Origin of the sequence: Marinomonas lutimaris (assembly GCF_019426345.1) — a bacterium.
GTDB classification, from domain to species: domain Bacteria; phylum Pseudomonadota; class Gammaproteobacteria; order Pseudomonadales; family Marinomonadaceae; genus Marinomonas; species Marinomonas lutimaris.
This window is the reverse complement of the sequence record NZ_JAHLLW010000029.1, coordinates 1-21920: the sequence shown is the minus strand read 5'-3', so window position 1 is coordinate 21920 and position 21920 is coordinate 1. Positions and strand designations below refer to the sequence as shown.

Annotated in this window: 17 protein-coding genes; 7 read left to right on the top strand and 10 right to left on the bottom strand. The window is 44.0% G+C overall.

The genetic code is table 11. From position 1 onward, the window contains the following. Nucleotides 1–154: 154 nt before the first annotated feature. The 7 genes from panC to dksA all read right to left on the bottom strand — a co-directional run bounded on the left by panC (nt 155) and on the right by dksA (nt 7292). Nucleotides 155–1021 (bottom strand): pantoate--beta-alanine ligase, encoded by an 867-nt coding sequence (gene panC, locus KPL72_RS19890; RefSeq protein WP_212916676.1) that lies wholly within the window; start codon nt 1019–1021, stop codon nt 155–157. After that, nucleotides 1018–1845, bottom strand: a complete 828-nt coding sequence (gene panB / locus KPL72_RS19885) for a 3-methyl-2-oxobutanoate hydroxymethyltransferase (protein WP_212916675.1) — start codon at nt 1843–1845, stop codon at nt 1018–1020. The genes panC and panB overlap by 4 nt, the downstream gene beginning before the upstream one ends. Before the next feature lie 3 nt (nt 1846–1848). Further along, nucleotides 1849–2331: a 2-amino-4-hydroxy-6-hydroxymethyldihydropteridine diphosphokinase gene (folK, locus tag KPL72_RS19880; protein WP_219704202.1), complete on the bottom strand. Its 483-nt coding sequence runs from the start codon at nt 2329–2331 to the stop codon at nt 1849–1851. A gap of 14 nt (nt 2332–2345) precedes the next feature. Then, the gene (pcnB, locus tag KPL72_RS19875; protein WP_219704192.1) at nt 2346–3809 is read right to left on the bottom strand and encodes a polynucleotide adenylyltransferase PcnB; all 1464 of its coding nucleotides are present in this window, start codon (nt 3807–3809) and stop codon (nt 2346–2348) included. Between the two features lie 718 nt (nt 3810–4527). Further along, nucleotides 4528–5367 carry a sigma-54 interaction domain-containing protein gene (locus KPL72_RS21530; RefSeq protein WP_430010749.1) on the bottom strand — a complete coding sequence of 280 codons (840 nt, stop codon included), beginning with the start codon at nt 5365–5367 and terminating at the stop codon, nt 4528–4530. A gap of 585 nt (nt 5368–5952) precedes the next feature. After that, nucleotides 5953–6852 (bottom strand): tRNA glutamyl-Q(34) synthetase GluQRS, encoded by a 900-nt coding sequence (gene gluQRS, locus KPL72_RS19865; protein ID WP_219704191.1) that lies wholly within the window; start codon nt 6850–6852, stop codon nt 5953–5955. Nucleotides 6853–6857: 5 nt separating this feature from the next. After that, the gene (gene dksA / locus KPL72_RS19860) at nt 6858–7292 is read right to left on the bottom strand and encodes an RNA polymerase-binding protein DksA (protein WP_430010748.1); all 435 of its coding nucleotides are present in this window, start codon (nt 7290–7292) and stop codon (nt 6858–6860) included. A 168-nt stretch (nt 7293–7460) separates the two neighbouring features. Here dksA and KPL72_RS19855 point away from each other — a divergent pair, with 168 nt between their 5' ends. Beyond that, entirely contained in the window at nt 7461–8627 is a 1167-nt protein-coding gene (locus tag KPL72_RS19855) for an aminotransferase class I/II-fold pyridoxal phosphate-dependent enzyme (RefSeq protein WP_219704190.1), read from the top strand. 48 nt (nt 8628–8675) lie between these two features. Here the strand turns inward: KPL72_RS19855 and lptG are convergent, their stop codons facing one another. Together lptG and lptF are read right to left on the bottom strand one after the other, a co-directional pair. Continuing rightward, complete coding sequence (gene lptG, locus KPL72_RS19850; RefSeq protein ID WP_212916669.1) at nt 8676–9737, bottom strand: LPS export ABC transporter permease LptG; 1062 nt, start codon at nt 9735–9737, stop codon at nt 8676–8678. Nucleotides 9738–9742: 5 nt separating this feature from the next. After that, nucleotides 9743–10858: an LPS export ABC transporter permease LptF gene (lptF, locus tag KPL72_RS19845; RefSeq protein WP_249411630.1), complete on the bottom strand. Its 1116-nt coding sequence runs from the start codon at nt 10856–10858 to the stop codon at nt 9743–9745. Between the two features lie 254 nt (nt 10859–11112). Between lptF and KPL72_RS19840 the strand changes: the two genes are divergently transcribed. The 4 genes from KPL72_RS19840 to KPL72_RS19825 all read left to right on the top strand — a co-directional run bounded on the left by KPL72_RS19840 (nt 11113) and on the right by KPL72_RS19825 (nt 16536). Beyond that, nucleotides 11113–12573 carry a leucyl aminopeptidase gene (locus KPL72_RS19840; RefSeq protein ID WP_219704189.1) on the top strand — a complete coding sequence of 487 codons (1461 nt, stop codon included), beginning with the start codon at nt 11113–11115 and terminating at the stop codon, nt 12571–12573. Nucleotides 12574–12841: 268 nt separating this feature from the next. Further along, complete coding sequence (locus KPL72_RS19835) at nt 12842–13273, top strand: hypothetical protein (protein WP_219704188.1); 432 nt, start codon at nt 12842–12844, stop codon at nt 13271–13273. A gap of 131 nt (nt 13274–13404) precedes the next feature. Further along, the gene (locus KPL72_RS19830; protein ID WP_219704187.1) at nt 13405–16188 is read left to right on the top strand and encodes a valine--tRNA ligase; all 2784 of its coding nucleotides are present in this window, start codon (nt 13405–13407) and stop codon (nt 16186–16188) included. A gap of 90 nt (nt 16189–16278) precedes the next feature. Further along, nucleotides 16279–16536 (top strand): cold-shock protein, encoded by a 258-nt coding sequence (locus KPL72_RS19825; protein WP_212916664.1) that lies wholly within the window; start codon nt 16279–16281, stop codon nt 16534–16536. A 1-nt stretch (nt 16537) separates the two neighbouring features. Here the strand turns inward: KPL72_RS19825 and KPL72_RS19820 are convergent, their stop codons facing one another. After that, nucleotides 16538–16960 (bottom strand): CBS domain-containing protein, encoded by a 423-nt coding sequence (locus KPL72_RS19820; protein ID WP_212916663.1) that lies wholly within the window; start codon nt 16958–16960, stop codon nt 16538–16540. A 157-nt stretch (nt 16961–17117) separates the two neighbouring features. Between KPL72_RS19820 and tadA the strand changes: the two genes are divergently transcribed. Both tadA and purL read left to right on the top strand, forming a co-directional pair. Continuing rightward, a complete protein-coding gene (gene tadA / locus KPL72_RS19815) occupies nt 17118–17606 on the top strand; it encodes a tRNA adenosine(34) deaminase TadA (RefSeq protein ID WP_219704186.1) in 489 nt (162 codons plus the stop codon). 117 nt (nt 17607–17723) lie between these two features. Further along, nucleotides 17724–21623, top strand: coding sequence for a phosphoribosylformylglycinamidine synthase (purL, locus tag KPL72_RS19810; protein WP_219704185.1), 3900 nt, complete (start codon nt 17724–17726; stop codon nt 21621–21623). Nucleotides 21624–21920: the final 297 nt, after the last annotated feature.

Sequence of the window (21920 nt, the reverse complement as noted above, 5' to 3'; positions counted from 1 at the left end):
ATAATCTCCCTAGAGACCTTTTCACGACTACTGTGCTCACCAATACTTTGTTAAAAACAGACTCAAAATGCTCATTTATAACCCATAAACTCCGCTTTCTCGTCTGTTTTTGCCTCGTCTTGGTTTTGCTCGTGACATCGTGCAAAGATCTCACCTAGTTTGTTGAAAGTGAATCTAGTTCTACACGCAGGTTATCAATTAAGCGTGCTTTACCTAGATATGCCGCCGTCAATATGACGAGGCGCTTCTCTTCTTCTGATGGTGTTTGTAAATTTTCTTGTGCGCGGATTTCGAAATAATCACGACGGAAACCAGCTGCTTCAAGCTTCTGCTGAGCTTGTTCGCAAATGTCCTCGTGACTCGCACGGTTTTCAATTAGCGCTTCTTTTGCCCATAACAAGGTTTGATAAATTGTTGGGGCGATGCGTCTTTCTTCTTCTGTTAAGTAACCATTGCGCGAACTCATGGCAAGGCCATCTTCGTTGCGCGCGGTATCAACACCTATAATACGTACGTTAGAACTTAGGTCACGTACCATGTCTTGGATGACTTTAAGTTGTTGAAAATCTTTGTTACCAAATATGGCACAGTCTGGCTGAACAATATTAAATAATTTTGTTACTACGGTAGAAACGCCAACAAAATGCCCTGGGCGAGAAGCGCCACAAAGAATGTCAGAAATGCCGACCACTTCGATTTGTGTTTGACTGCGTTTGCCGTCTGGGTACATTTCTAGTGCATCTGGTGCAAATAGGTAATTGCAGCCATTGGCTTCAAGAACGCGTTTGTCTTCTTCCAAGGTTTTTGGGTAACGTTCTAAATCACTTTGATCCGAAAACTGCATTGGGTTGACGAAGATAGAAGAGACAATGATTTCACCTTCTTCTTTTGCTTTGCGAATCAGTGACATGTGGCCGTCATGGAGGTTGCCCATGGTGGGTACAAACACAATACTTTTGTCTTTCAAACGTTCTATTTTAAGTGCGGTACGAAGCTCTGCCACGGTGTGGAATGTTTTCATGATTTGAATCCGTGCTCAGGTCCTGGAAATGTGACGTCTTTAACTTCTTGTACATAGGCTTCAAAGGCTTCAGTGACATTTCGACCGTCAGTTAAAAAGTTTTTAACGAATTTAGGAGTATGACCTAGATTAATGCCGAGCATGTCGTGCATAACCAGAACTTGGCCATCGGTATGGTGTCCGGCGCCAATGCCGATTGTCGGTACAGGAACGGCTTCTGTCAGTGTTTTGCCCAGTTCTGTTGGTATGCATTCGTACAGAAGGATATCGGCTCCAGCAGCAACAAGGTCTAGAGATTCTTGCAGTAATAAGTCGGCTGCGTCTTGGCTTTTGCCTTGTACTTTGTAGCCACCAAACTTATGCACGGACTGTGGTGTCAGACCTAAGTGTGCGCAAACAGGAATGCCGCGTTGGCTTAGTAGTTTTACTGTATCTGCTAACCAGCTGCCGCCTTCAAGTTTGACCATATTGGCGCCAGCTTGCATTAGCTTGGCTGCGTTATCGAGCGCTTGCTCTGGCTTGCTGTAACTCATAAAAGACATATCCGCGAGGATGAAGGCATTGGTATTGCCTCGTTTTACTGCCGCGGTGTGGTAGCACATATCTTCGATGGTAACGGGTAATGTACTGTCTTGGCCTTGTATGACCATGCCTAGAGAATCCCCAACCAATATAGTTTCAACACCCGCGACGTTCATGACGTTAGTAAACGATGCGTCATAGCTTGTTAGGCAGGTGATTTTTTCTTTAGCCGCTTTCATTTTTTTGAGTGTGGATAAAGTGACTGGTTTGGTGAGTTTTCTTTGTGAGTTATCTGAATACATAATTCATTCTTCTTTGATAAAGACCAAATCGCTGGTATCAAGTTGCTGTAATTGCTCGGTAACGGTTTTTCCATTTGCTAAGAGCATATCAGGCGCTAGGTCGCTAAGCGGCTTTATAACAAACCCTCGTTCTAGCATGAAGGGATGTGGCACGGTTAGCCTTGGTAACTGTATTGTTTGTTGTCCGTACAATAACAGATCTAAGTCTAGGGTGCGCGGTCCCCAATGACGTTCTCTTACTCGACGTTGCGATTGTTCGATGCTTTGTAATAAATCGAGTAATTCGATAGGGGAGAGAGCGGTGTCGAATCTGGCAACAGCGTTAATATAGTCCGGTTGATCCTGTGGGCCAACGGGTTTGCTGCCATAAATAGAAGAAACACGAAGATTTTTTAGATCGTCGTGTTTCTTTAGGGCGTCAATGGCGCGATCAAGTTGCGCCACTGGATTTTCAAGATTACTGCCGAGGCCAATATAAGCGTGTATCAAGACGCATCCTCTTACTCGTCAAAGGCTTCACTTTGTGGAGCTGTGTTAGCGGTACTGCCATTGCTCTTTCTGCGACGACGTGGGCGGCGTTTTTTAGGGCCTTCGTTGTCTTTAGTGAACGAGTCGATGCTTTTAATTAGATCTCTTTGCTGGCTTTCTGTGCCATGCTGGAATTTTTCCCACCAATCGCCTAATCCATCTAAGTTGGTTCCGCTAAGTTCACGAATCAGTAAAAAGTCGAAACCAGCACGGAAGCGAGGATGTTCAAGCAATAAGAAAGCACGTTTACCGTAGCGTTTTGGTAGTCGGTACTGCATATCCCAGATTTCACGCATTGGCGTAGAGAATCGTCGTGGAATAGCGGTCGATGCAACTTGGTTGTCTAATACCATATTGGCTGCTTGATGTAATGCTGGTGTTGCTGGCATGCCTTGCGCTTGGAATTCTTCATGACGAAGTGCCACGCTTGGCCAAAGAAGTACAGCGTATAAGAAATAGGGCGCTGTGGTTTTACCGCTTTGGATGCGGTCGTCGGTGTTTTTTAGACCTTGAAGTATGAAAGCTTCAGGATCGATGTCATTACGTTTCCAGCCGCTTTGCAGTAAAGCGTCAGTATCTGGAAATAAATAACGGAACAAGCCGTACTGGCGCAACAAATGGAATGTATCAATGCCATTGCCGCTACCAAGCAGTTTTAATACTTCTTCAAATAGGCGTGCTGGTGGAATGTGATCTAGCAGGTGAGCCATTTCTTTGATCGGTGCAGCGGTTTCGGCTTCTAGTTCGAATCCTAGTTTGCCGGCAAAACGAATCGCACGCAGCATACGAACTGGATCTTCTTGATAACGCTGACGAGCGTCACCAATGATACGAATCTGTTTGCTTTCAATGTCTTTTAGGCCGCCACAGTAATCGTGAATACTGAAGTCCTTAACATTGTAATACAAAGCGTTAAAAGTGAAGTCGCGGCGTTCGGCGTCTTCTTCAATATTGCCATAGACATTGTCACGCAATACGATGCCGTGGGCAGAGCGAGCAGAGTCTTTGCCTTTCAGGGATTTTTGCGTTGTGCTTTCTTCTGCGGTGTCATCACTGTCATCTTGAGCAGAGTTGGCTCTAAATGTTGATACTTCAATGATTTCGCGCCCAAACGTCACATGGACCAATTTGAATCGGCGGCCAATGAGTCTTGAGTTTGAGAAAATGGTGTGAACTTCTTCGGGAGTGGCGTTGGTAACAACGTCAAAATCTTTTGGCTCTATGCCAATAAGATGGTCTCGAACGCAGCCACCAACAAGAAATGCATCGTAGCCAGCTTTATTTAGGCGATACAATACTTTGACGGCATTTGGGCTTAAGTCTTGTCGAGATAAGCTGTGATCGCTGCGAGGGATAATAATAGGGTAAGTCTGTGCCTTTGGAGAGGCAAACAGTGAGGTAGCTTTACGTACCAGAGATTTTAATCCTGTAAGCATTAGACAACAAATTTTAAAGTTAACGAAAAGGACATTCTACACGTGATGAACTAAAGTTACACGGATAATGGTATTGTTTGAGCAAAATGGGTATGTCGATATAGAAGAGATAACAGAAGCGATTGCTTATTTACTAATCAGTAAATAAAATAATCGCTTTGGATACATGAAGATACTAGTTCCGAAAACAAAGTGGGTGCTGCTTCTGCAGTTCTACTCAGGTTTTATTTTTATTATTGCATCGTTTTCATTGCCCGAAGGCTTGTATATCTAAAAAGATCAATTATCCAAAGCGATTTTCCATCCATAGCCTCAAATTTTTATTTTTATTTGAAGAGGCTACGGTGTTCCTAGTTTTTATTGTTATTTTTAAGAACCTACATACGACGATTAACTTATTTTTATTCTTGGTCAATCTTCTTATCGTTGTGTCATATATAAGGCATTTGTTGTGCCAAAAACAATAAAGTGCTGATTTTGTTGGGTTTTGGCATATTTTTGTACACTTTCTTTACAATTTTGTGTTTATTTTTTGGGTAATTTGGTAGCAAGTGTTACTTTTCTGTTGTTACTTTTTTGGGTATGGCTAGTTTCTGTCGTCTTTCCCATAAGCTTTTTCTTGATATGCCCAAGGAATGTGCAAGTTGTGTCTCGGTCATCTTGTGTTGGTGCGTAAGGACAAAGTGTTTGAAGTAATCGTCCAGCGTTGTTCCTGTCATTAAATCTTGTTTTGTTGATAGCGAAATATTAGTGCTATTGGGCTTGTTTTGCTGGCTGGCGAGTTTGAGGTTAGCTGCTTCAACTCTTTCTGGCGGNGTTTTGTTGATAGCGAAATATTAGTGCTATTGGGCTTGTTTTGCTGGCTGGCGAGTTTGAGGTTAGCTGCTTCAACTCTTTCTGGCGGGCTCAAAATAACCGCTCTTTCGATGGCATTTTCCAGTTCTCGTACATTTCCAGGCCAGTTGTGTGCACGTATGGCTTTATCGAATGTTTGATTGTATTTGTATATTGGCTTGTTGTGTTTTTTACAGGCGTTTTCGAGAAGTATTTGCGCAAGCATGGAAATATCATCTCCCCTGTCCCTCAGTGGCGGCAGGAGGAGTTCCATCACGTAAAGTCGATAGTATAAGTCTTCTCGGAAAAGTCCTTGCTTAACCATTTCTATTAGGTTTCTGTGGGTGGCGGTAATTAATCGAATATTTACTTTGGTTGATTGTGTGGCACCCACCCTGCGTATTTCGCCTTCTTGTAATACTCGTAATAGTCTTGCTTGTGCTTCTAGTGGTAGTTCGCCAATTTCATCTAAGAAGAGCGTACCTTTATCAGCAGCAAAAATTAGGCCGTCATGTGAGGCGTTTGCTCCGGTGAAAGCGCCTTTTTCATGACCGAAAAGCTCTGATTCTATTAGGTTTTCTGGAATGGCGGCGCAGTTGACGCTAATAATTGGATGGTTGTGACGTTGACTTAAGTTGTGAAGTGCTTTGGCAACCAATTCTTTGCCTGTTCCAGACTCTCCTCGGATAAGGACAGTGACATGGGTTTCTGCGATCTTACGCATGTCGCTGAAGAGTTCTTGCATTGGTGGGCACTGGCCGATAATGCCACTTCCGGCAGAGCCTAGAGTGATGGATTCTTCTTCAGTATTGGATTGGTGGGATTGAGCTGTTGCTTCTGATATTGGTGTGGGGCGATCTTTTTGTTCTAGGGCATTCACAACATGCTTAAGTAGTGTTTCAGAGTCTGTCGGCAGGGGTAGGTAGTAAAGCGCCCCCTGTGCCATGCTGCTGACGCCTGTGCTTAGGCTGGCCTTTGCATCAAGTACGATGCGATTTGGCACGCTAGGGAGTTCTGTGTTGCTTTCGGCGAGATGGTTGATGGCTTCTTGGTCAATCAGCAATAGGTGAAATTCAGACAGTTCATAATATCTATTGGCTTGTTCAAACGTACTGCTGGTGTTTACTTGAAAGCCATATCGAGACAGCCACTTTTCTGATTCTTTAAGTGGGGAGTTGTCTGGGCAAATGATCATAATGCTGTGCATAAAGTGTCACCTCTTGTAACTAATGTAACGATTATACACATGAAGGCTGTTTGGTCGAGATGGACTTGAGTTGAATTAAGGAGAATTGAGTTGACAAAAAACTTAGATGAAATGCAGGTCTTGCTCTTCCAGTGGAAGGTTTTTGATTTCTTTTAGTTTACTTGCATCCCACGCTTCGATGGCTAGCGATAGAGCCTCTGTAATCGAAGATGGTTCTAGCAGATCAATCTTAAGATAGTGTAGTGCGCGCAAGAGTGTAGGAAGGTGGCCGTTTTTAATTGGCTTGGCATGATTTTGTTTGCTTATTTTATCGCCAGAGTGATTGGTGATGAGTGGGATGTGGCAAATGCTCGGCGGTATCCATCCAAATAGATCATAGAGGTGAAGCTGTTGAGCGGTGGTTTCAATTAGGTCTGCGCCCCTAACTAAGTGGCTAATATCTTGGAAGTGGTCGTCGACGACAACCGCAAGTTGGTAGGAAAAAAAGCCGTCTTTTCTTTTTAAAACTGGGCAATTGTTTTTGAGATCTTCAGTAAATAATAAAGTGCCTTGAATACTGTCTTGGCATTGATAAGTCTTCGAACTGGTTTTTAGTCGCCATGAATGGGGGGTGTTTAGCGTGCTTGGACATTCAGTTGGGTGATTGCCGCTGTATTTAGCAAGAGACTGGCGTGTGCAATTGCATGGAAATACGATCTGTTGTTTTTTTAATTCAGACAGCTGTTGTTCGTAAATATTAATGTGCTGGCTTTGAACTCGAATAGGTTCGTCGGAAAAAAGCTGGTAACTATCGAGAGTCTTGGTGATTTGTTCGGTGAAGCTGGATTTGCAGCGTGTGCCATCCACATCTTCAATGCGAATGATCCAGCTGCCGTGCTGTTTTTTTGCATCCAAATAGCTCGCTAATGCGCTGACTAGCGAGCCAAAGTGGAGTGGGCCGGTTGGCGAAGGTGCAAAACGGCCACGATAGAGAGTTTGTTCGGGGTTAGTGTGGTGAGACACCAGTGTTAGCCGCCGATTTGTTTCTCTTTGATTTCAGCCAGTGTTTTGCAATCAATACACATGGTCGCTGTCGGACGAGCTTCTAAACGACGAATGCCGATTTCAATACCGCACTCTTCGCAGAAGCCATAATCGTCAGCATCGATAAGCTCAATCGTTTGAGAGATTTTTTTAACCAATTTACGTTCGCGATCTCGAGCGCGAAGTTCTAGGCTAAATTCTTCTTCTTGGCTAGCTCGGTCGTTTGGATCAGCATAGTTCACAGCCTCTTCTTTAAGGTGGTGAACGGTGCGATCAACCTCTTCCATAAGATTTTGCTTCCAGTTGAGTAGAATGCTTTTAAAGTGCGCCAACTGGTTTTCGTTCATGTATTCTTCGCCATCCTTAGCAACATAAGGAGTGAAGTCTTTCATTAATGATTCAGGGTTCATATTTGGCATACGCATTGCCTCACTTCGCAGGTTTCCATTGTGGTAGCCTGTAACCAATAAAATTAGGTGATTTATTTTCGGGCGGAAACTTACCAGATAATGTGGCTGTTAACCACATTTTTTGCGCAAAATGTCGCGATATTTTTGAAACGAGTTGATAAAGGTAGAGAAAACGGGATGGAAAAGCATAAGTTGGCAACCAGAGTTGAGCAAATTTCGCCGTTTCAGGTGATGGAAGTATTGGCTCGAGCCAAACAGTTGCAATCTCAAGGTGAAGACGTTATTCATCTTGAGGTTGGTGAGCCAGATTTTGTTGCTGTAGAAGCGGTTGCTAGCGCTGGTGTGGAAGCTATTCAGCAAGGTAAAACAGGTTATACCTCGGCAACGGGTTTGCTTGAGCTTAAGCGTGCTATTAGTGATTATTATCTTAGTCGCTATCAGGTAACCGTCTCGCCAGAACGAATTATTGTTACGCCAGGTGCATCAGGGGCTTTGTTACTAATGGCGTCGCTGATGGTGAACGCTGGCGAAGAAGTGGTGATGCCTGACCCATGTTATCCATGTAATAGACATTTTTTAATTCAGGCTGGCGCGACAGCAAAGCTGGTTGAGACAAAGCCGGAAGAGGGTTTTGAGCTGGATCTGAATACGTTATCCGACCATTGGGATAAAAATACATCTGGGCTTTGGCTTGCTTCTCCCTCTAATCCGACAGGTGCGGTGCTTAGTAAATCTTATATTTCGCAGGCTTGGGAAAAGGTAAGTGAATTTGGCGGCCATTTGCTGGTGGATGAAATCTACCAAGGTTTGGTTTATGAGGGTGATGACTTTTCTGCTCTTTCTATTTCTGATGATATTTTTGTTGTTAATAGTTTCTCGAAATATTTTGCCATGACAGGCTGGCGATTGGGTTGGTTAGTTGTGCCTGAATGGGCAATTGAAGGCGCGACTAAGCTAGCGCAAAACTTATTTATCGCGGCATCAAGTGTGGCTCAATATGCGGCGGTGCGAGCGTTTTCGCCAGATGTATTCGCCGAGTGTGAAGTGCGTCGGCAAACATTGAACGCTCGCCGATTGCTTTTATTGGAAGGCTTGGAGGTGATAGGTTTGCCAGTAGTTGCGCCGGCGCATGGGGCTTTTTATATCTATGTTGATGTGTCGAGCGTGACGCAGGATGCTATGACTTGGTGTTTAGAGTTACTTGAGCAAGAAAAAGTAGCGCTCACGCCAGGTGCGGATTTTGGTGTCAAGGACGCACATAAGTACGTGCGGTTTGCTTATACCTGCGATGAACAGAGGCTGCAAAAAGCCTTAGAAAGGATTGCTCGTTTCATGGCTTCTTAGTTGTAGATATGGCGGTTTGATTTGTTATTTAAGAGTAAGGTGCAGAGTCTACCCTCTGCGCCTTACTAATATGAAACCTGCTAGTAAGCAGATAACAATTGGAATGCTAACGCCGATGACTGGTGGGAAGTTAATGGCGACACTCATACGGCCAAATAGGTTGAGCGCATTTTGAAATGCCAAGCCTATTATGACCCCTGTAAATATTCGACCGCCCATTGTGGAAGACCTAAGTGGTCCGAAGACGCTTGATAGTGCAACAAGCACGAGTGCTAGCGAGGCGATTGGTCGCAGTGCGGTAATCCAAAACTCCAATTCATACTGGGCGCCATCGAGTTTTTGCTGCTTTAGGTAAGTTTGATAGTTTTTAAGCTGACTTAAAGACAAAGCGTCGGGTTCTTGTGATGCCAAAAACAAGTGTTCTGGTGTGATGCTAACGTTCCAGTTCGCGTGCTCCATGCTTTTTTTCTCTACATGATCGGAGGCGAAGACTGTTTCTGTTACGTTATTTAATTGCCATTGAGAGCCTTCAGTATGTTGTGCGCTGCTTGCCGTTATTATGTTTTTCAATTTCTGGCCATCAGGCGAGAAAATTTGTATGCCATATAGCTTGCCCATATCGTCCGCAGCATCAATGTAAACAAAAGTATTGTCGGCTTTTAGCCAGACGCCTCCTGTTAGTGAGAAAGTTCCACTTTCTTGGCCTTTGAATTTTTCTATTAGGTTCGCTTTTTGCTCTGCAACAGGAGCAACAAATTCTGAAATCCCCATGCCTAGCAGGGAAACAAATAGTATTGGTTGGCATGCTGCAATACCAATGCGCCAGATTGGCATTCCAGCGGCACGCATAACTGTTAATTCTGATGTCGCAGCTAATGTGCCTAAGCCCATTAGGGTGCCAATCAATGAGGCCACTGGAATGTATTCTGCTAATTTTCCAGGCAGGCGGAACATGATCACCTGTAACAGAGATTGAATGGTGTAGTTATCATTTACTTTTTTGATTTGCTCTATAAAAGTTAGCGCAAAATCTAATCCAAGTAGTACCACGGCGACAATTAAAAATGCCCATAAAACGCTGCTGGCAATGTATTTATCTATTTTAGTCATATTGGTTACTCGTTTGAGTCCGCTGCGTTGGGAAGTCTAGCTTTGCGGCGCTCAAAGACTTGATTGTACTGCGCAAAAAGCACTGCAGCGATGAGTATGAACATGCCATGTATCCACCATAAACCGAGTTGAATAGGGAGCCTGCCTTTTTCGAGGCCTGTACGTCCCCAAATGAGAAGGGCGATATAGAATATCATCAACAGGATAGCAGGTAGCATTTTGAAAAAACGGCCTTGTCTTGGATTTACCTGGCTTAGCGAAAGTCCAATGATGGCAAGGATAGGAATAATAATAACCAATGAAATACGCCATTGGAGCTCGACTTTTTCTAAAAGATTATCGCTGTTTATTAAGCTAAAAGTGGTTTTTGTATATGGATCATCAATGATGCTCTCATCTTTACTTTCCATGCGCACTGCGTAGGTATCAAATTGTGTAATGCTGTAGTTCGCAGTGCCAGGTTTGCCTTCGTAACGTGTGCCATTTTTGAAGACAAGATAGTTCTGATTGCCTTCAGAGCTAATGCGGATTTGTTCTGCATAAGCTGCAAATGTTTGTATTGGAATATTAGTGTCTTTTTTGCGCACGACATCAGAAAGGAATATTTGATTCATCCAGCCTTCTTCAGTAAAGCTATCTATGTAGCTTGTGCGTTGGCCGCTGCCTTCAAAACGTCCGGGGATGAGAAAGTCAAAGGCAGATAGTTGGTCTTGCGCCTGAGAGGCTTCTGCTGCTTTATATTCGCTGTATGGCGCGAGCCAAAAATTCACAGAAGCGCTGACCGAGCCGACAATAAAGGCAATGCCAAGAGTGTAACCGGCAAGTTTTAGTTTACTAATGCCGCTGGAAAAGAGCACAGACATTTCGTTTTCTATATAAAGACGACCAAACGAAAGTAGCAAGGCCAAGAAAAAAGCCAGCGGCAGAATCATCTGTACGAAACTAGGAACATGGTAGCCGAGAATGACGAATAAAAATTCGAAGGTCATTCTTCCGTCGGCAATACGGCCTAAGTAGGTGGAAATTCGACCACTTAGAATAACGAGCAGTAAAATAAGAGTTACGCCAACAGTTGACACAAGCACTTCTTTCGCTAAGTATCGGAATAGTCTCAAAGTCACCTCTGGATGGATTCTGCTTTTTAAGCGTAGAGTTGATTACATATCTAAAGCCCCCATTATCTCGTGGTAAGAAGTATATTATCCAGTTTTTTTTAAAATGAGACCTTTGCACGACAACACTGCTGGCAAATAGAGTGTTTGAAAATGGCTTAAAAATGCCGATTTATGACAAATAAATCGTGTTTTTGTTTTGTCTTTGCTTCGCTGGTGGCCTTGTGTAAATGTCTTGAAGTTATTTTATTGAGGGTTTTTTCATGAATATGGCGTTATTTGATCGCTTATCCACAGTTCAAGCGGATTTGCTTGTTGCATTTGTTCCAAGTGAGGGTGACTTTCCGGAGTCAACGTCTTGGATTGATGAGAGTGCCAATGGGCAAGTCTCTCAATTACGTGAAACAGGCGTATTTAAAGGTGGCGTGGCGCAAACGCTATTGCTACCTGGTGTATCACAAGATTTCGCACAAGCAGTGTTGTTAGTTGGGATTGGTAAAGATGCTCAGTTGAGTGATATGCAAGCTCGTAAAGTCATTGCCGCCGTAGCAGCTCAAATTAAAGGTTTGCCATTCGCATCAGTTGCGGTCGCAAGCGCTGGGTTAGTGCTGAAAAATCGTTCTCAGGCTGATGTGCTCGCTCTGGTTGCTCAATGGTTAAATGAAGGCTTTTACAACTTCCTTGGCTTCAAAAAAGACGATGTTGAGAAAGCGACAAAAGTTACGTCCTTATTGTTAGAGGGCACAGATGAAGCGGCTTTGGCAATTGGTACGGCTACGGCGAAAGGTTCTGCTTTTGCTCGTCAATTAGGAAATCTTCCTGGTAACGTGTGTACGCCAAGTTACTTAGCATCTAAGGCGCAGCAGCTAGGTGAAGAGTACAGTATCGGTGTTGAGTTACTAGACGAAAGTAAAATGGATGAGCTAGGCATGCATTGCTTGTTGTCTGTAGGTCATGGTAGTGATCAGCCAAGTTATTTGATTGTAATGAACTATCGTGGTGGAGAGGAAGGCGAAGCGCCTCACGTTCTTCTGGGTAAAGGTATTACTTTCGATACCGGTGGTATTTCCTTGAAGCCTGGTCCGAAAATGGACGAGATGAAATACGATATGTGTGGTGCTGCTAGCGTTTTCGGTACGATGAAAGCGATTTGTGAGCTAAAACCAAAATTGAACTTCACGGCAGTTATTGCTGCCGCTGAGAATATGCCAAGTGGTCGTGCAACTAAGCCTGGCGATATTGTGAAAACCATGTCTGGTCAGACGGTAGAGATTTTAAATACCGATGCCGAAGGTCGTTTAGTGCTTTGTGATGCTTTGACTTACATTGAGCGCTTCAAACCGAAATCAGTTGTTGATATTGCCACTCTTACGGGTGCTTGTGTGGTTGCTTTGGGTAGCGTTAACTCAGGTATGTACGCGAACAATGATGATCTAGCATCAGAATTGAAAACAGCAAGCCAAGTATCTGCCGATAAGATTTGGCAAATGCCGCTAGACGAGGAATATCAGCAGCAGCTTGATAGTAATTTTGCAGACATTGGTAATATTGGTGGTCCAGAAGCGGGATCTGTTACTGCTGCGTGTTTCTTGTCTCGCTTTACTGGTTCTTATCCTTGGGCGCATTTGGATATTGCCGGCACAGCTTGGGCTGGTGGTGCAGCCAAAGGAGCAAGTGGTCGTCCAGTGGCTTTGTTGACACGCTATTTGCTTGGTAAAGCGTAACTAACTCGCTCTATTGCTGACGCATAGCGTTTATTAAAAGCAGCAATCATTAATGGTTGCTGCTTTTTTTTATTCAGTCTTTTAAAAAGGAAAGATTAGTCTGATCAAGGTGTTATTTTTTTTCGGGCTAAGTTGAGTCTATTATCTTCATTTGGAGAGGGTGGACTTTTGTGTTCTTCAATGCGAAAGTTGAGGGCTTCAAATGATGGGTTAAGCGAATAATATTGCTTAATCCTTGTATTTTGCCTTCTTAATATTGGTTTTTCCTATGTCAGATTTAGCCACTCAGTATGATGATGGTGTTTTTGAGCCAGATGAAGAAACCTTGATTTCCGCTTTACGGAATCAAGATGACATTCCTATTTTGATGGATATTGTCGCTGAGAGAGTCGACGTCGAGAAAACGGCTTTTTCCGTAAGTCAGGAAGAGCACTTGGCGCACTCTTTTGATGACCCTTTAATGGATGAAGAATTAAAAGAAGAAGCTGTTAGTGAAAGTGTTCAACAAGAAGCTTCTCAAAATGATCTCTTTGATCATTCTTTAGATACAGCGACACCGGATAATGTTGTTACTGATTCTGTTTTATCTCAAGAGCTTATTGCCAAAACCATTGCGGAAGTACTCGAAAAACGTTTGCCAGAGTTGGTGTCGGAAGTGATGCAGGCATTGCATGCAGCCGGTACAACTCAAAAAGAGTAATACAAATTAATAGCTGTCTAATGTGTTTGCAGACGGCTTAATTACCCACGTGTTATTCTTTATCTTGTTATGACACGTTATAATTCTTCAACTTACAATTGATCGCTACATAAGAGCCTTAAGACATCATAATGGAAAAGACCTACCAACCTCAGAGTATTGAACAGCCTATTTATAAACGTTGGGAAGAGGGTGGATATTTTTCCCCTCAAGGCAACGGTTCTCCATTCTCTATCATGATTCCACCACCAAACGTCACCGGTAGTTTGCACATGGGGCATGCTTTTCAGCATACCTTGATGGATGCGATGATTCGCCGTGAACGCATGAAAGGTAGCCGTACTTTGTGGCAGCCGGGTTGTGATCATGCGGGTATCGCGACTCAAATGGTGGTTGAACGCCAATTAGCCGCTCAGAATATTACTCGTCATGATCTTGGTCGTGAAAAGTTCCTTGAAAAAGTCTGGGAATGGAAGGGTCAATCTGGCGGTACTATTTCTGATCAGATGCGCGTTTTAGGTGATTCGGTTGCTTGGGATAAAGAACGTTTCACTATGGATCCGGGCATGTCGGCTGCGGTTCAGGAAGTGTTTGTACGTTTATTTGACGAAGGCATCATTTACCGTGGTCAGCGTCTTGTAAACTGGGATCCAGTGTTGCATACGGCAATTTCTGATCTTGAAGTCGTTTCTGAAGAAGAAAATGGCTTCATGTGGTACTTCCGTTACCCACTTGCTGATGGTGTGAAAACAACTGATGGTAAAGATCACATCGTTGTAGCAACGACACGTCCTGAAACTATGTTCGGTGACGCTGCTGTTGCGGTTGCATTGGATGACGAGCGCTTTACAGATCTTGTTGGTAAATTTGTTGAATTGCCATTGGTTGGTCGTCGTATTCCAATCGTTGCTGACGAATATGTAGATAAAGAATTTGGTACGGGTTGTGTGAAAATTACGCCCGCTCACGATTTCAATGACTATGAAGTAGGTAAGCGCCACGACATGCCATTGATCAATATTTTGACCGACGATGCGGCGATCAACGACGTAGCGCCTGAAAAATATCGTGGTATGGATCGTTTTGACGCTCGAAAAGCGGTTGTTGCTGATTTTGATGCGCTTGGCTTGCTTGAGAAAGTTGTTGATCACAAATTAAAAGTACCACGTGGTGAACGTGGCAATACGGTTATTGAACCTTATCTAACACAGCAGTGGTATGTCGCGGTTGAATCATTGGCTAAGCCTGCGATCGAAGCGGTTGAAAATGGTGATATCCAATTTGTGCCTAAGCAATGGGAAAACACTTATTTTGCTTGGATGCGTGACCTTCAGGATTGGTGTATTTCTCGTCAGCTTTGGTGGGGGCATCAGATTCCAGCTTGGTATGATGCGGATGGCAAACACTACGTTGGTAAAAATGAAGAGGAAGTTCGCGCAAAATACAGCCTGGGTGCTGATGTTGGGCTAACTCAAGATGAAGACGTGCTAGATACTTGGTTCTCTTCCGCTCTTTGGACCTTTGCCACACAAGGCTGGCCAGAAGAAACACAAGATTTTGCTGAGTTTAGTGAGTCGGATGTGTTGGTAACCGGCTTTGATATCATTTTCTTCTGGGTTGCCAGAATGATTATGATGACATTGAAGTTTACCGACAAAGTACCGTTTAAAACGGTTTATATCACTGGCCTTATTCGCGATGAGCGCGGTGATAAAATGTCGAAATCCAAAGGTAATGTTATCGATCCACTGGATTTGATTAATGGTATTGATATCGAATCTTTGGTTGCGAAACGTACTTACGGCATGATGCAGCCGCGCTTGGCTGAAAAAGTCGAAAAGAATACTCGTGAAACCTACCCAGAAGGTATTCAAGCCTACGGTACTGATGCACTGCGCTTTACGCTTTGTTCATTGGCGTCTGGTGGTCGAGATATTAAGTTCGATCTTAATCGTCTTGAAGGTTACCGTAACTTCTGTAACAAGATTTGGAACGCGACGCGTTATGTCTTGATGAATACTGAAGATCAAGACTGTGGGCAGAATGGCGCTGAGGTTGAGCTGTCTCTTGCCGACAAGTGGATTATTTCTCGCTTGCAACATGCTGAAGACGCCGTCAATCGTGCTTTCGATACGCATCGTTTCGATTTGGCTTCTCAAGCATTGTACGAATTTATGTGGCACGAATACTGTGATTGGTATTTGGAATTGTCTAAGCCTGTACTTTGGGACGAAAGTGCCACAGCAGCGCAATTGACGGGTACTCGTCGTACCTTGGTTCGCGTATTGGAAGCTTTCCTTCGTCTTGCTCATCCAATGATGCCATTCTTGACCGAAGAAATTTGGCAGCGTGTTGCACCGCTAGCTGGCATCGAAGGCGAAACCGTTATGTTGGGTAAATACCCAGCGGCTGATGAAGCGAAAAAAGACGCGCAAGCAGAAGCGGACGTTGAATGGCTGAAAGGTGTTATCGAAGGCATTCGTAATATCCGTGGTGAAATGAATATTTCTCCTTCTAAGCCGCTTACTATTTTGTTCCGTAATGGTTCTGAGCAAGATCAGGCTCGTTTGGATGCGAACTTAACCTTCTTGCAAACGCTGGCTAAATTAGAGTCTGTAACTTGGTTGAATGCGGGCGATGAAGCGCCAATGTCAGCCACTGCGTTAGTGGGTGATATGGAAGTGCTTGTACCAATGGCTGGCTTGATTGATAAAGAAGCTGAACTTGCTCGTTTGCAAAAAGAAATTGATAAAGCGTCAAAAGAATTGCAACGCATCCAAGGCAAACTTTCCAACGACAGTTTTGTGGCGAAAGCGCCTGTTGAAGTGGTTGAGAAAGAGCGCGCTAAGTGTGATGACTTGCAGTTGGCGGTCGGTAAGTTAGAAGAGCAAAAGATTAGTATTGAATCTTTGTAAATACGCGTTGTAAAAACATAAGGTCGGAAGTCTGTTTTGGTTTCTGACCTTACGCTTACTTAATAAAAATAAAAAAGAGGCGAGATAGTAATGGAAAGATTAACTGGAAAAGTTAAGTGGTTTAACGACGCTAAAGGCGTGGGTTTTATTAAGAGAGAAGACGACAGCGATGTGTTTGTGCATTACAAGTCGATTGTTTGTGATGGACACAAAAGCCTCAGAAAAGGGCAGTCGGTTAGTTTTCTTTTATCTGAGACTGATTTTGGCTTGCAAGCGATGGAAGTGCGTTTAGAAAAAGAGGCGCAAGTTGCATCCTCTGACTCTAATCAACAGCTTGAAAGTGCTTAGTTTATTTAGATTCTGTTAGCATCTTGTGCGCGAGTTTGACGAAGTCGACTGGCGTAATGATGCCAACGAGTTTGTTGTCTTGAGTCACTGGTAGGCAGCCGTATTTGTTTTCAATGAAAAACTCTGCGGCCATGTCCAAATCTGTGTCAGGGCTTACGGTAAGTATGTCTTTATTCATCGCATTAGTGATGGGAGTTTGCTGCTCTTTTTTTGAAAGCTGCTGGGTGCCAAACTGACTAACAAGATGGAAGGCGTGACGTAAGTATTCTCGCTGCGTGAGCATGCCAACACATTCCCCTGCGTCATTGACGATTGGGATGTTCCTAATGTTTTTTTCTTGCATCAATGCTTTGGCTTTTGCCAAAGAATCATTTTCTCTTAATGTAATTAAGTTAGTAATCATTAAGTCGGCTACAGTGCGCATGAATCAGTCTCCATATGTCTATTTCAGCGTGTTTATTTTGACAGTAAGGTTCAGTGTAGAGCGTATTAAGTATGAAAGGCAATTATGTCTTACAAGGCAACTGTGTATTAGAAAAAGTATAGCGGCCTTGAGGTAGATCAATAATGACAGATCAATAATGACAGATCAAGAATGGATGGAACGCGCGATAGCGCTGGCTGCAAAAGCGGCATCAGAAAATGAAATCCCAGTGGGCGCTATTGTCGTGCTTAATGACGAAATTATCGGTGAGGGCTACAACGCGCCAATTTCTCTTTGTGACCCAACTGCCCATGCAGAAATTCAAGCGATTCGTATGGCCTGTAAAACCATGAATAATTATCGTCTGCCTGATGCTACTTTATATGTAACATTGGAGCCTTGCTCTATGTGCGCGGGCGCTATGGTTCACGCGCGTATTGATAGAGTGGTTTATGCAGCGACGGAACCCAAAAGCGGTATTGTAGAAAGTCAGGGACAATTCTTTGAAGCGCCATTTCTTAATCACAAGGTGAAAGTTGAGTCTGGTGTATTGGCCGAAATAGCTTCTAGTCAGCTTACTCAGTTCTTTCAATATCGTCGCGAACAAAAAAAGAAGCTCAAGGAACAGGCAAAAAAGGCGATTTAGGTGATTAATTCCGTCATTTTGTGTAGAAATTTCATACTCTGCTGGCCTCTATTTGCTTCATTGATTTAAAATACCCGCACCATTTCCCCAAAACTACCAAGTGAGGCAATACTCAACATGCTAACTCTGCATGGTTCCGCAGCGCTATCTGCGTTTCGCAAGGCAAAGTTATTAGCCAATATGCAAGCATCTATCCCATCTGTCACAGATGTTGATGCTCAATTTCTCCATTTTGTGGAGCTGGTTGATAATCAAACGCTTACTGCTGAACAGGAAACTGTTCTACAACGCGCTTTGGCCTACGGTCCTAAATCCTCCCAAGTCAGTTCATCTGATCAAAGTGTTTTAGTGGTTCCTCGTTTAGGAACGATTTCACCTTGGTCATCGAAAGCAACCGATATCCTTCATAACTGTGGCCTTGCGGCCGTATCCCGCGTTGAACGTGGCGTGGAATACTTTATCCATAGCTCGGTGCCATTGGCGCTTGAAGAGCTAGATTTGTTGTCTGCTATGTTGCATGACCGCATGACAGAAAGCGTGCTTCCGGCATTGAGCGACGCGACTGACATGTTCTCTCATGCAGAACCGGCACCAATGACAAGTGTTGATGTTCTAGGTGGCGGCCGTGCAGCCTTGGTTGAGGCAAACCAAGCGTTAGGTCTTGCCCTTGCTGATGACGAAATTGATTACCTTGTTGAGTCTTTCATTGAGTTGGGGCGTAACCCAATCGATGTTGAGCTAATGATGTTCGCGCAAGCAAACTCTGAGCATTGTCGTCACAAAATTTTTAATGCGTCTTGGACCATTGATGGCGAAGAGCAAGAGCGCTCTTTGTTTAAAATGATCAAGAACACTCACGAACATAATCCACATGGCACCTTGTCTGCTTATAAAGACAACGCTGCAGTGATGGAAGGCCACTTTGGTGGTCGTTTCTTCCCATCGGCTGAGACTCGTGAATACGATTTTAGCCATGAGCACATCGATATTTTGATGAAGGTAGAAACCCACAACCACCCAACGGCCATTTCACCATTTTCTGGCGCAGCAACAGGTTCTGGTGGTGAGATCCGTGACGAAGGCGCGACTGGTGTTGGTTCTAAACCAAAAGCAGGTTTGAGCGGTTACACAGTATCCGATCTTAAAATCCCAGGTTTTGAACAGCCATGGGAAAGCTATTACGGTAAACCGTCCCGTATAGTGACGCCTTTGGACATTATGATCGAAGGGCCTATTGGTGGCGCCGCATTTAATAATGAGTTTGGTCGTCCAAACCTATTGGGTTATTTCCGTACTTACGAACAAACCATCCAAGGCGCGTCTCAAGAAGAAGTGCGTGGTTACCACAAGCCAATCATGTTGGCGGGCGGTATCGGTAACATTCGTCGTGAGCATGTTGAAAAACAAGAGATCAAAGTTGGCGCTAAGTTAATCGTACTTGGTGGTCCTGCGATGTTGATTGGTCTTGGCGGCGGCGCAGCGTCTTCTATGGCATCTGCCGATGGTAACGAAGATCTTGATTTTGCTTCTGTACAACGTGGTAACCCAGAAATGGAGCGTCGTTGTCAGGAAGTGATCGACCGTTGCTGGCAGCTTGGCGATAAAAACCCAATCAGCTTTATCCATGATGTGGGCGCTGGTGGTTTGTCTAATGCTTTGCCTGAATTAGTAAAAGACGGCGAACGCGGTGGTAACTTTGATTTGCGTAAGGTGCTTAATGATGAGCCGGGCATGTCTCCACTAGAAATCTGGTGTAACGAATCGCAAGAGCGTTATGTTATGGCAGTTTCTCCAGATCGTGTCGCAGAATTTACGGCGATTTGTGAGCGTGAACGTTGTCCTTTTGCCATCGTTGGTGAAGCGAAAGAAGAAATGCATTTGCAAGTCGCGGATGAGCATTTTGATAACAATCCCGTTGATTTGCCAATGTCTGTTTTGTTTGGCAAACCCCCTAAAATGCATCGTGAAGCAACCAAAGCTGTTATTGCTGGTGATGATTTCACAGCTGTTGATGTGGACCTTGCTGAGGCGGCAAATCGCGTATTGAGTTTGCCTACGGTAGCGAGCAAGAACTTCTTGATTACCATTGGTGATCGCTCAATCACGGGTATGGTTGCTCGCGATCAAATGGTGGGTCCATGGCAAGTGCCTGTAGCGGATGTGGCGGTAACAACGTCTTCTTTAGAAAGCTACACCGGCGAAGCTATGACGATGGGCGAGCGTACACCTATTGCTTTATTGGATGCGCCAGCATCGGGTCGTATGGCGGTTGGTGAAGCGTTAACTAACTTGGCTGCAGCACACATTACTAAACGTAGTAGCATTAAGTTGTCTGCAAACTGGATGGCGGCTGCGGGTCATGAAGGTGAAGACGAAAAACTTTACCAAACTGTAAAAGCAGTCGGTATGGAATTGTGTCCAGCATTGGATATTGCTATCCCAGTGGGTAAAGACTCCATGTCGATGAAGACCGTATGGAAAGAAGATGGCAAAGAAAAAGCTGTTACTTCACCTTTGTCTTTGGTTATCTCGGCCTTTGCTCCAGTTACGGATGTTCGTAAAACACTAACACCAGAACTACAAAACAAAGCCGATACTCGTTTGTTATTGATTGACTTGGGTGCGGGTAAAAATCGTCTTGGCGGTTCTGTTATTGCTCAGGTTTATAATAAGCTGGGCCAGCAAGCGCCAGATGTAGATGATGCAGCAGCATTGGCTGGCTTTTTCGATACGACTCAAGCATTAAATGCTGAAGGTAAATTGTTAGCTTACCATGACCGTTCTGATGGCGGTGCGTTTGCTACTTTAGTTGAGATGTCATTTGCGAGTCATTTAGGGCTGAATATCGATCTTAATGAAATCATTACTAATCGCATGCAAGTGGCGCCAGCATTATTTAATGAAGAGTTGGGGGCAGTCATCCAAGTTAATGAGTCTGATGTAACGGAAGTTATTTCTGCTTATGCAAACGCTGGTGTGACGACGACTCCGATTGCAACATTGTCCGGTGATGATTCGATCCGTGTTTGTTTTGCTGGTGAAACATTGCTAGAAGAAACGCGTCTTAATTGGCAGCGTGTTTGGGCTGAGACCAGTTACCGTATTCAAGCATTGCGTGATAATCCTGATTCAGCACAGCAAGAATTTGATAGCCTGTTGGATGCGAAAGACCCAGGTCTATCTGCTGACGTTCGTTTTGATCAAAATGAAGATATTGTTGCAGCCTTCATTGCTTCTGGCGTTAAACCTAAGATTGCCGTACTACGCGAGCAAGGTGTAAATGGCCAAGTTGAAATGGCAGCCGCTTTCCATAAGGCCGGTTTCACTCCAGTAGATGTTCATATGAGTGATATTTTGTCTGGTCGTACGACGCTGGATCAGTTTAGTGGTTTGGTAGCTTGTGGCGGTTTCTCATACGGTGACGTATTGGGGGCTGGTGAAGGTTGGGCAAAGTCTATCCTTTTCAACCCAGTTGCTCGTGAGCAATTCGAAGCTTTCTTCAATCGTCCTGATACTTTCACGCTTGGCGTGTGTAATGGTTGTCAGATGTTGTCGAATTTATACGAATTGATTCCTGGTGCAGGTCATTGGCCGAAGTTTGTTCGTAACCAATCTTCTCAGTTTGAGGCTCGTTTGGTTCAGGTAGAAGTGCAAAAGTCGAACTCTATCTTGCTTGCTGGCATGGAAGGTTCTCGTATGCCGATTGCCGTTGCTCATGGCGAAGGTCAAACGGAATACCGTGGTGATCAAGACATGGCTGCGCTTGCTACAGCAAACCAAATTGCATTGCGTTATGTAGATAACTACGGTCAAGCAACCGAACGTTATCCATTTAATCCGAATGGTTCTGCGCAAGGTGTAACGGGTTTAACATCTGAAGATGGTCGAGTGACTATTATGATGCCTCACCCAGAGCGTGTTTATCGTACGGTTCAGCACAGCTGGCATCCAAGCGAATGGCAAGAGCAAGCGCCATGGTTGCGTTTGTTCCAGAATGCGAGAAAGTGGCTAGGTTAATCTAGTTACTTTAATAGCAAACCATAAAGCCTCTAATCGAAAGATTAGGGGCTTTTTTTATGGTTATTGATTTGGATTGTTTGATAAATAAGCAGCTTTGCTTTGTTCTGAGTGTTTTTTGAACAAAAAAGGCAGCAAACTAAAATAATTAAAAGAATTTCAAAAAAGAGGTTGCACATAAAATTTTGGAATGTATTATAAGCACCCACTGACACGGACAACGACGCAAACAAGAGTTTGCAACTTACTTAGGTAGGAGAGTTGAACGTAAGATCAGACGCTCTTTAAAATAGATAA

What these genes read in the sequence shown, in the direction of transcription:
- dksA (WP_430010748.1), bottom strand. Translation starts at nt 7,292, where the DNA reads ATGCCAAATATGAACCCTGAATCATTAATGAAAGACTTCACTCCTTAT.
- KPL72_RS19835 (WP_219704188.1), top strand. Translation starts at nt 12,842, where the DNA reads ATGTCAGATTTAGCCACTCAGTATGATGATGGTGTTTTTGAGCCAGAT.
- panB (WP_212916675.1), bottom strand. Translation starts at nt 1,845, where the DNA reads ATGTATTCAGATAACTCACAAAGAAAACTCACCAAACCAGTCACTTTA.
- panC (WP_212916676.1), bottom strand. Translation starts at nt 1,021, where the DNA reads ATGAAAACATTCCACACCGTGGCAGAGCTTCGTACCGCACTTAAAATA.
- KPL72_RS19820 (WP_212916663.1), bottom strand. Translation starts at nt 16,960, where the DNA reads ATGCGCACTGTAGCCGACTTAATGATTACTAACTTAATTACATTAAGA.
- lptG (WP_212916669.1), bottom strand. Translation starts at nt 9,737, where the DNA reads ATGACTAAAATAGATAAATACATTGCCAGCAGCGTTTTATGGGCATTT.
- purL (WP_219704185.1), top strand. Translation starts at nt 17,724, where the DNA reads ATGCTAACTCTGCATGGTTCCGCAGCGCTATCTGCGTTTCGCAAGGCA.
- KPL72_RS19840 (WP_219704189.1), top strand. Translation starts at nt 11,113, where the DNA reads ATGAATATGGCGTTATTTGATCGCTTATCCACAGTTCAAGCGGATTTG.
- pcnB (WP_219704192.1), bottom strand. Translation starts at nt 3,809, where the DNA reads ATGCTTACAGGATTAAAATCTCTGGTACGTAAAGCTACCTCACTGTTT.
- tadA (WP_219704186.1), top strand. Translation starts at nt 17,118, where the DNA reads ATGACAGATCAAGAATGGATGGAACGCGCGATAGCGCTGGCTGCAAAA.
- KPL72_RS19830 (WP_219704187.1), top strand. Translation starts at nt 13,405, where the DNA reads ATGGAAAAGACCTACCAACCTCAGAGTATTGAACAGCCTATTTATAAA.
- KPL72_RS19825 (WP_212916664.1), top strand. Translation starts at nt 16,279, where the DNA reads ATGGAAAGATTAACTGGAAAAGTTAAGTGGTTTAACGACGCTAAAGGC.
- KPL72_RS19855 (WP_219704190.1), top strand. Translation starts at nt 7,461, where the DNA reads ATGGAAAAGCATAAGTTGGCAACCAGAGTTGAGCAAATTTCGCCGTTT.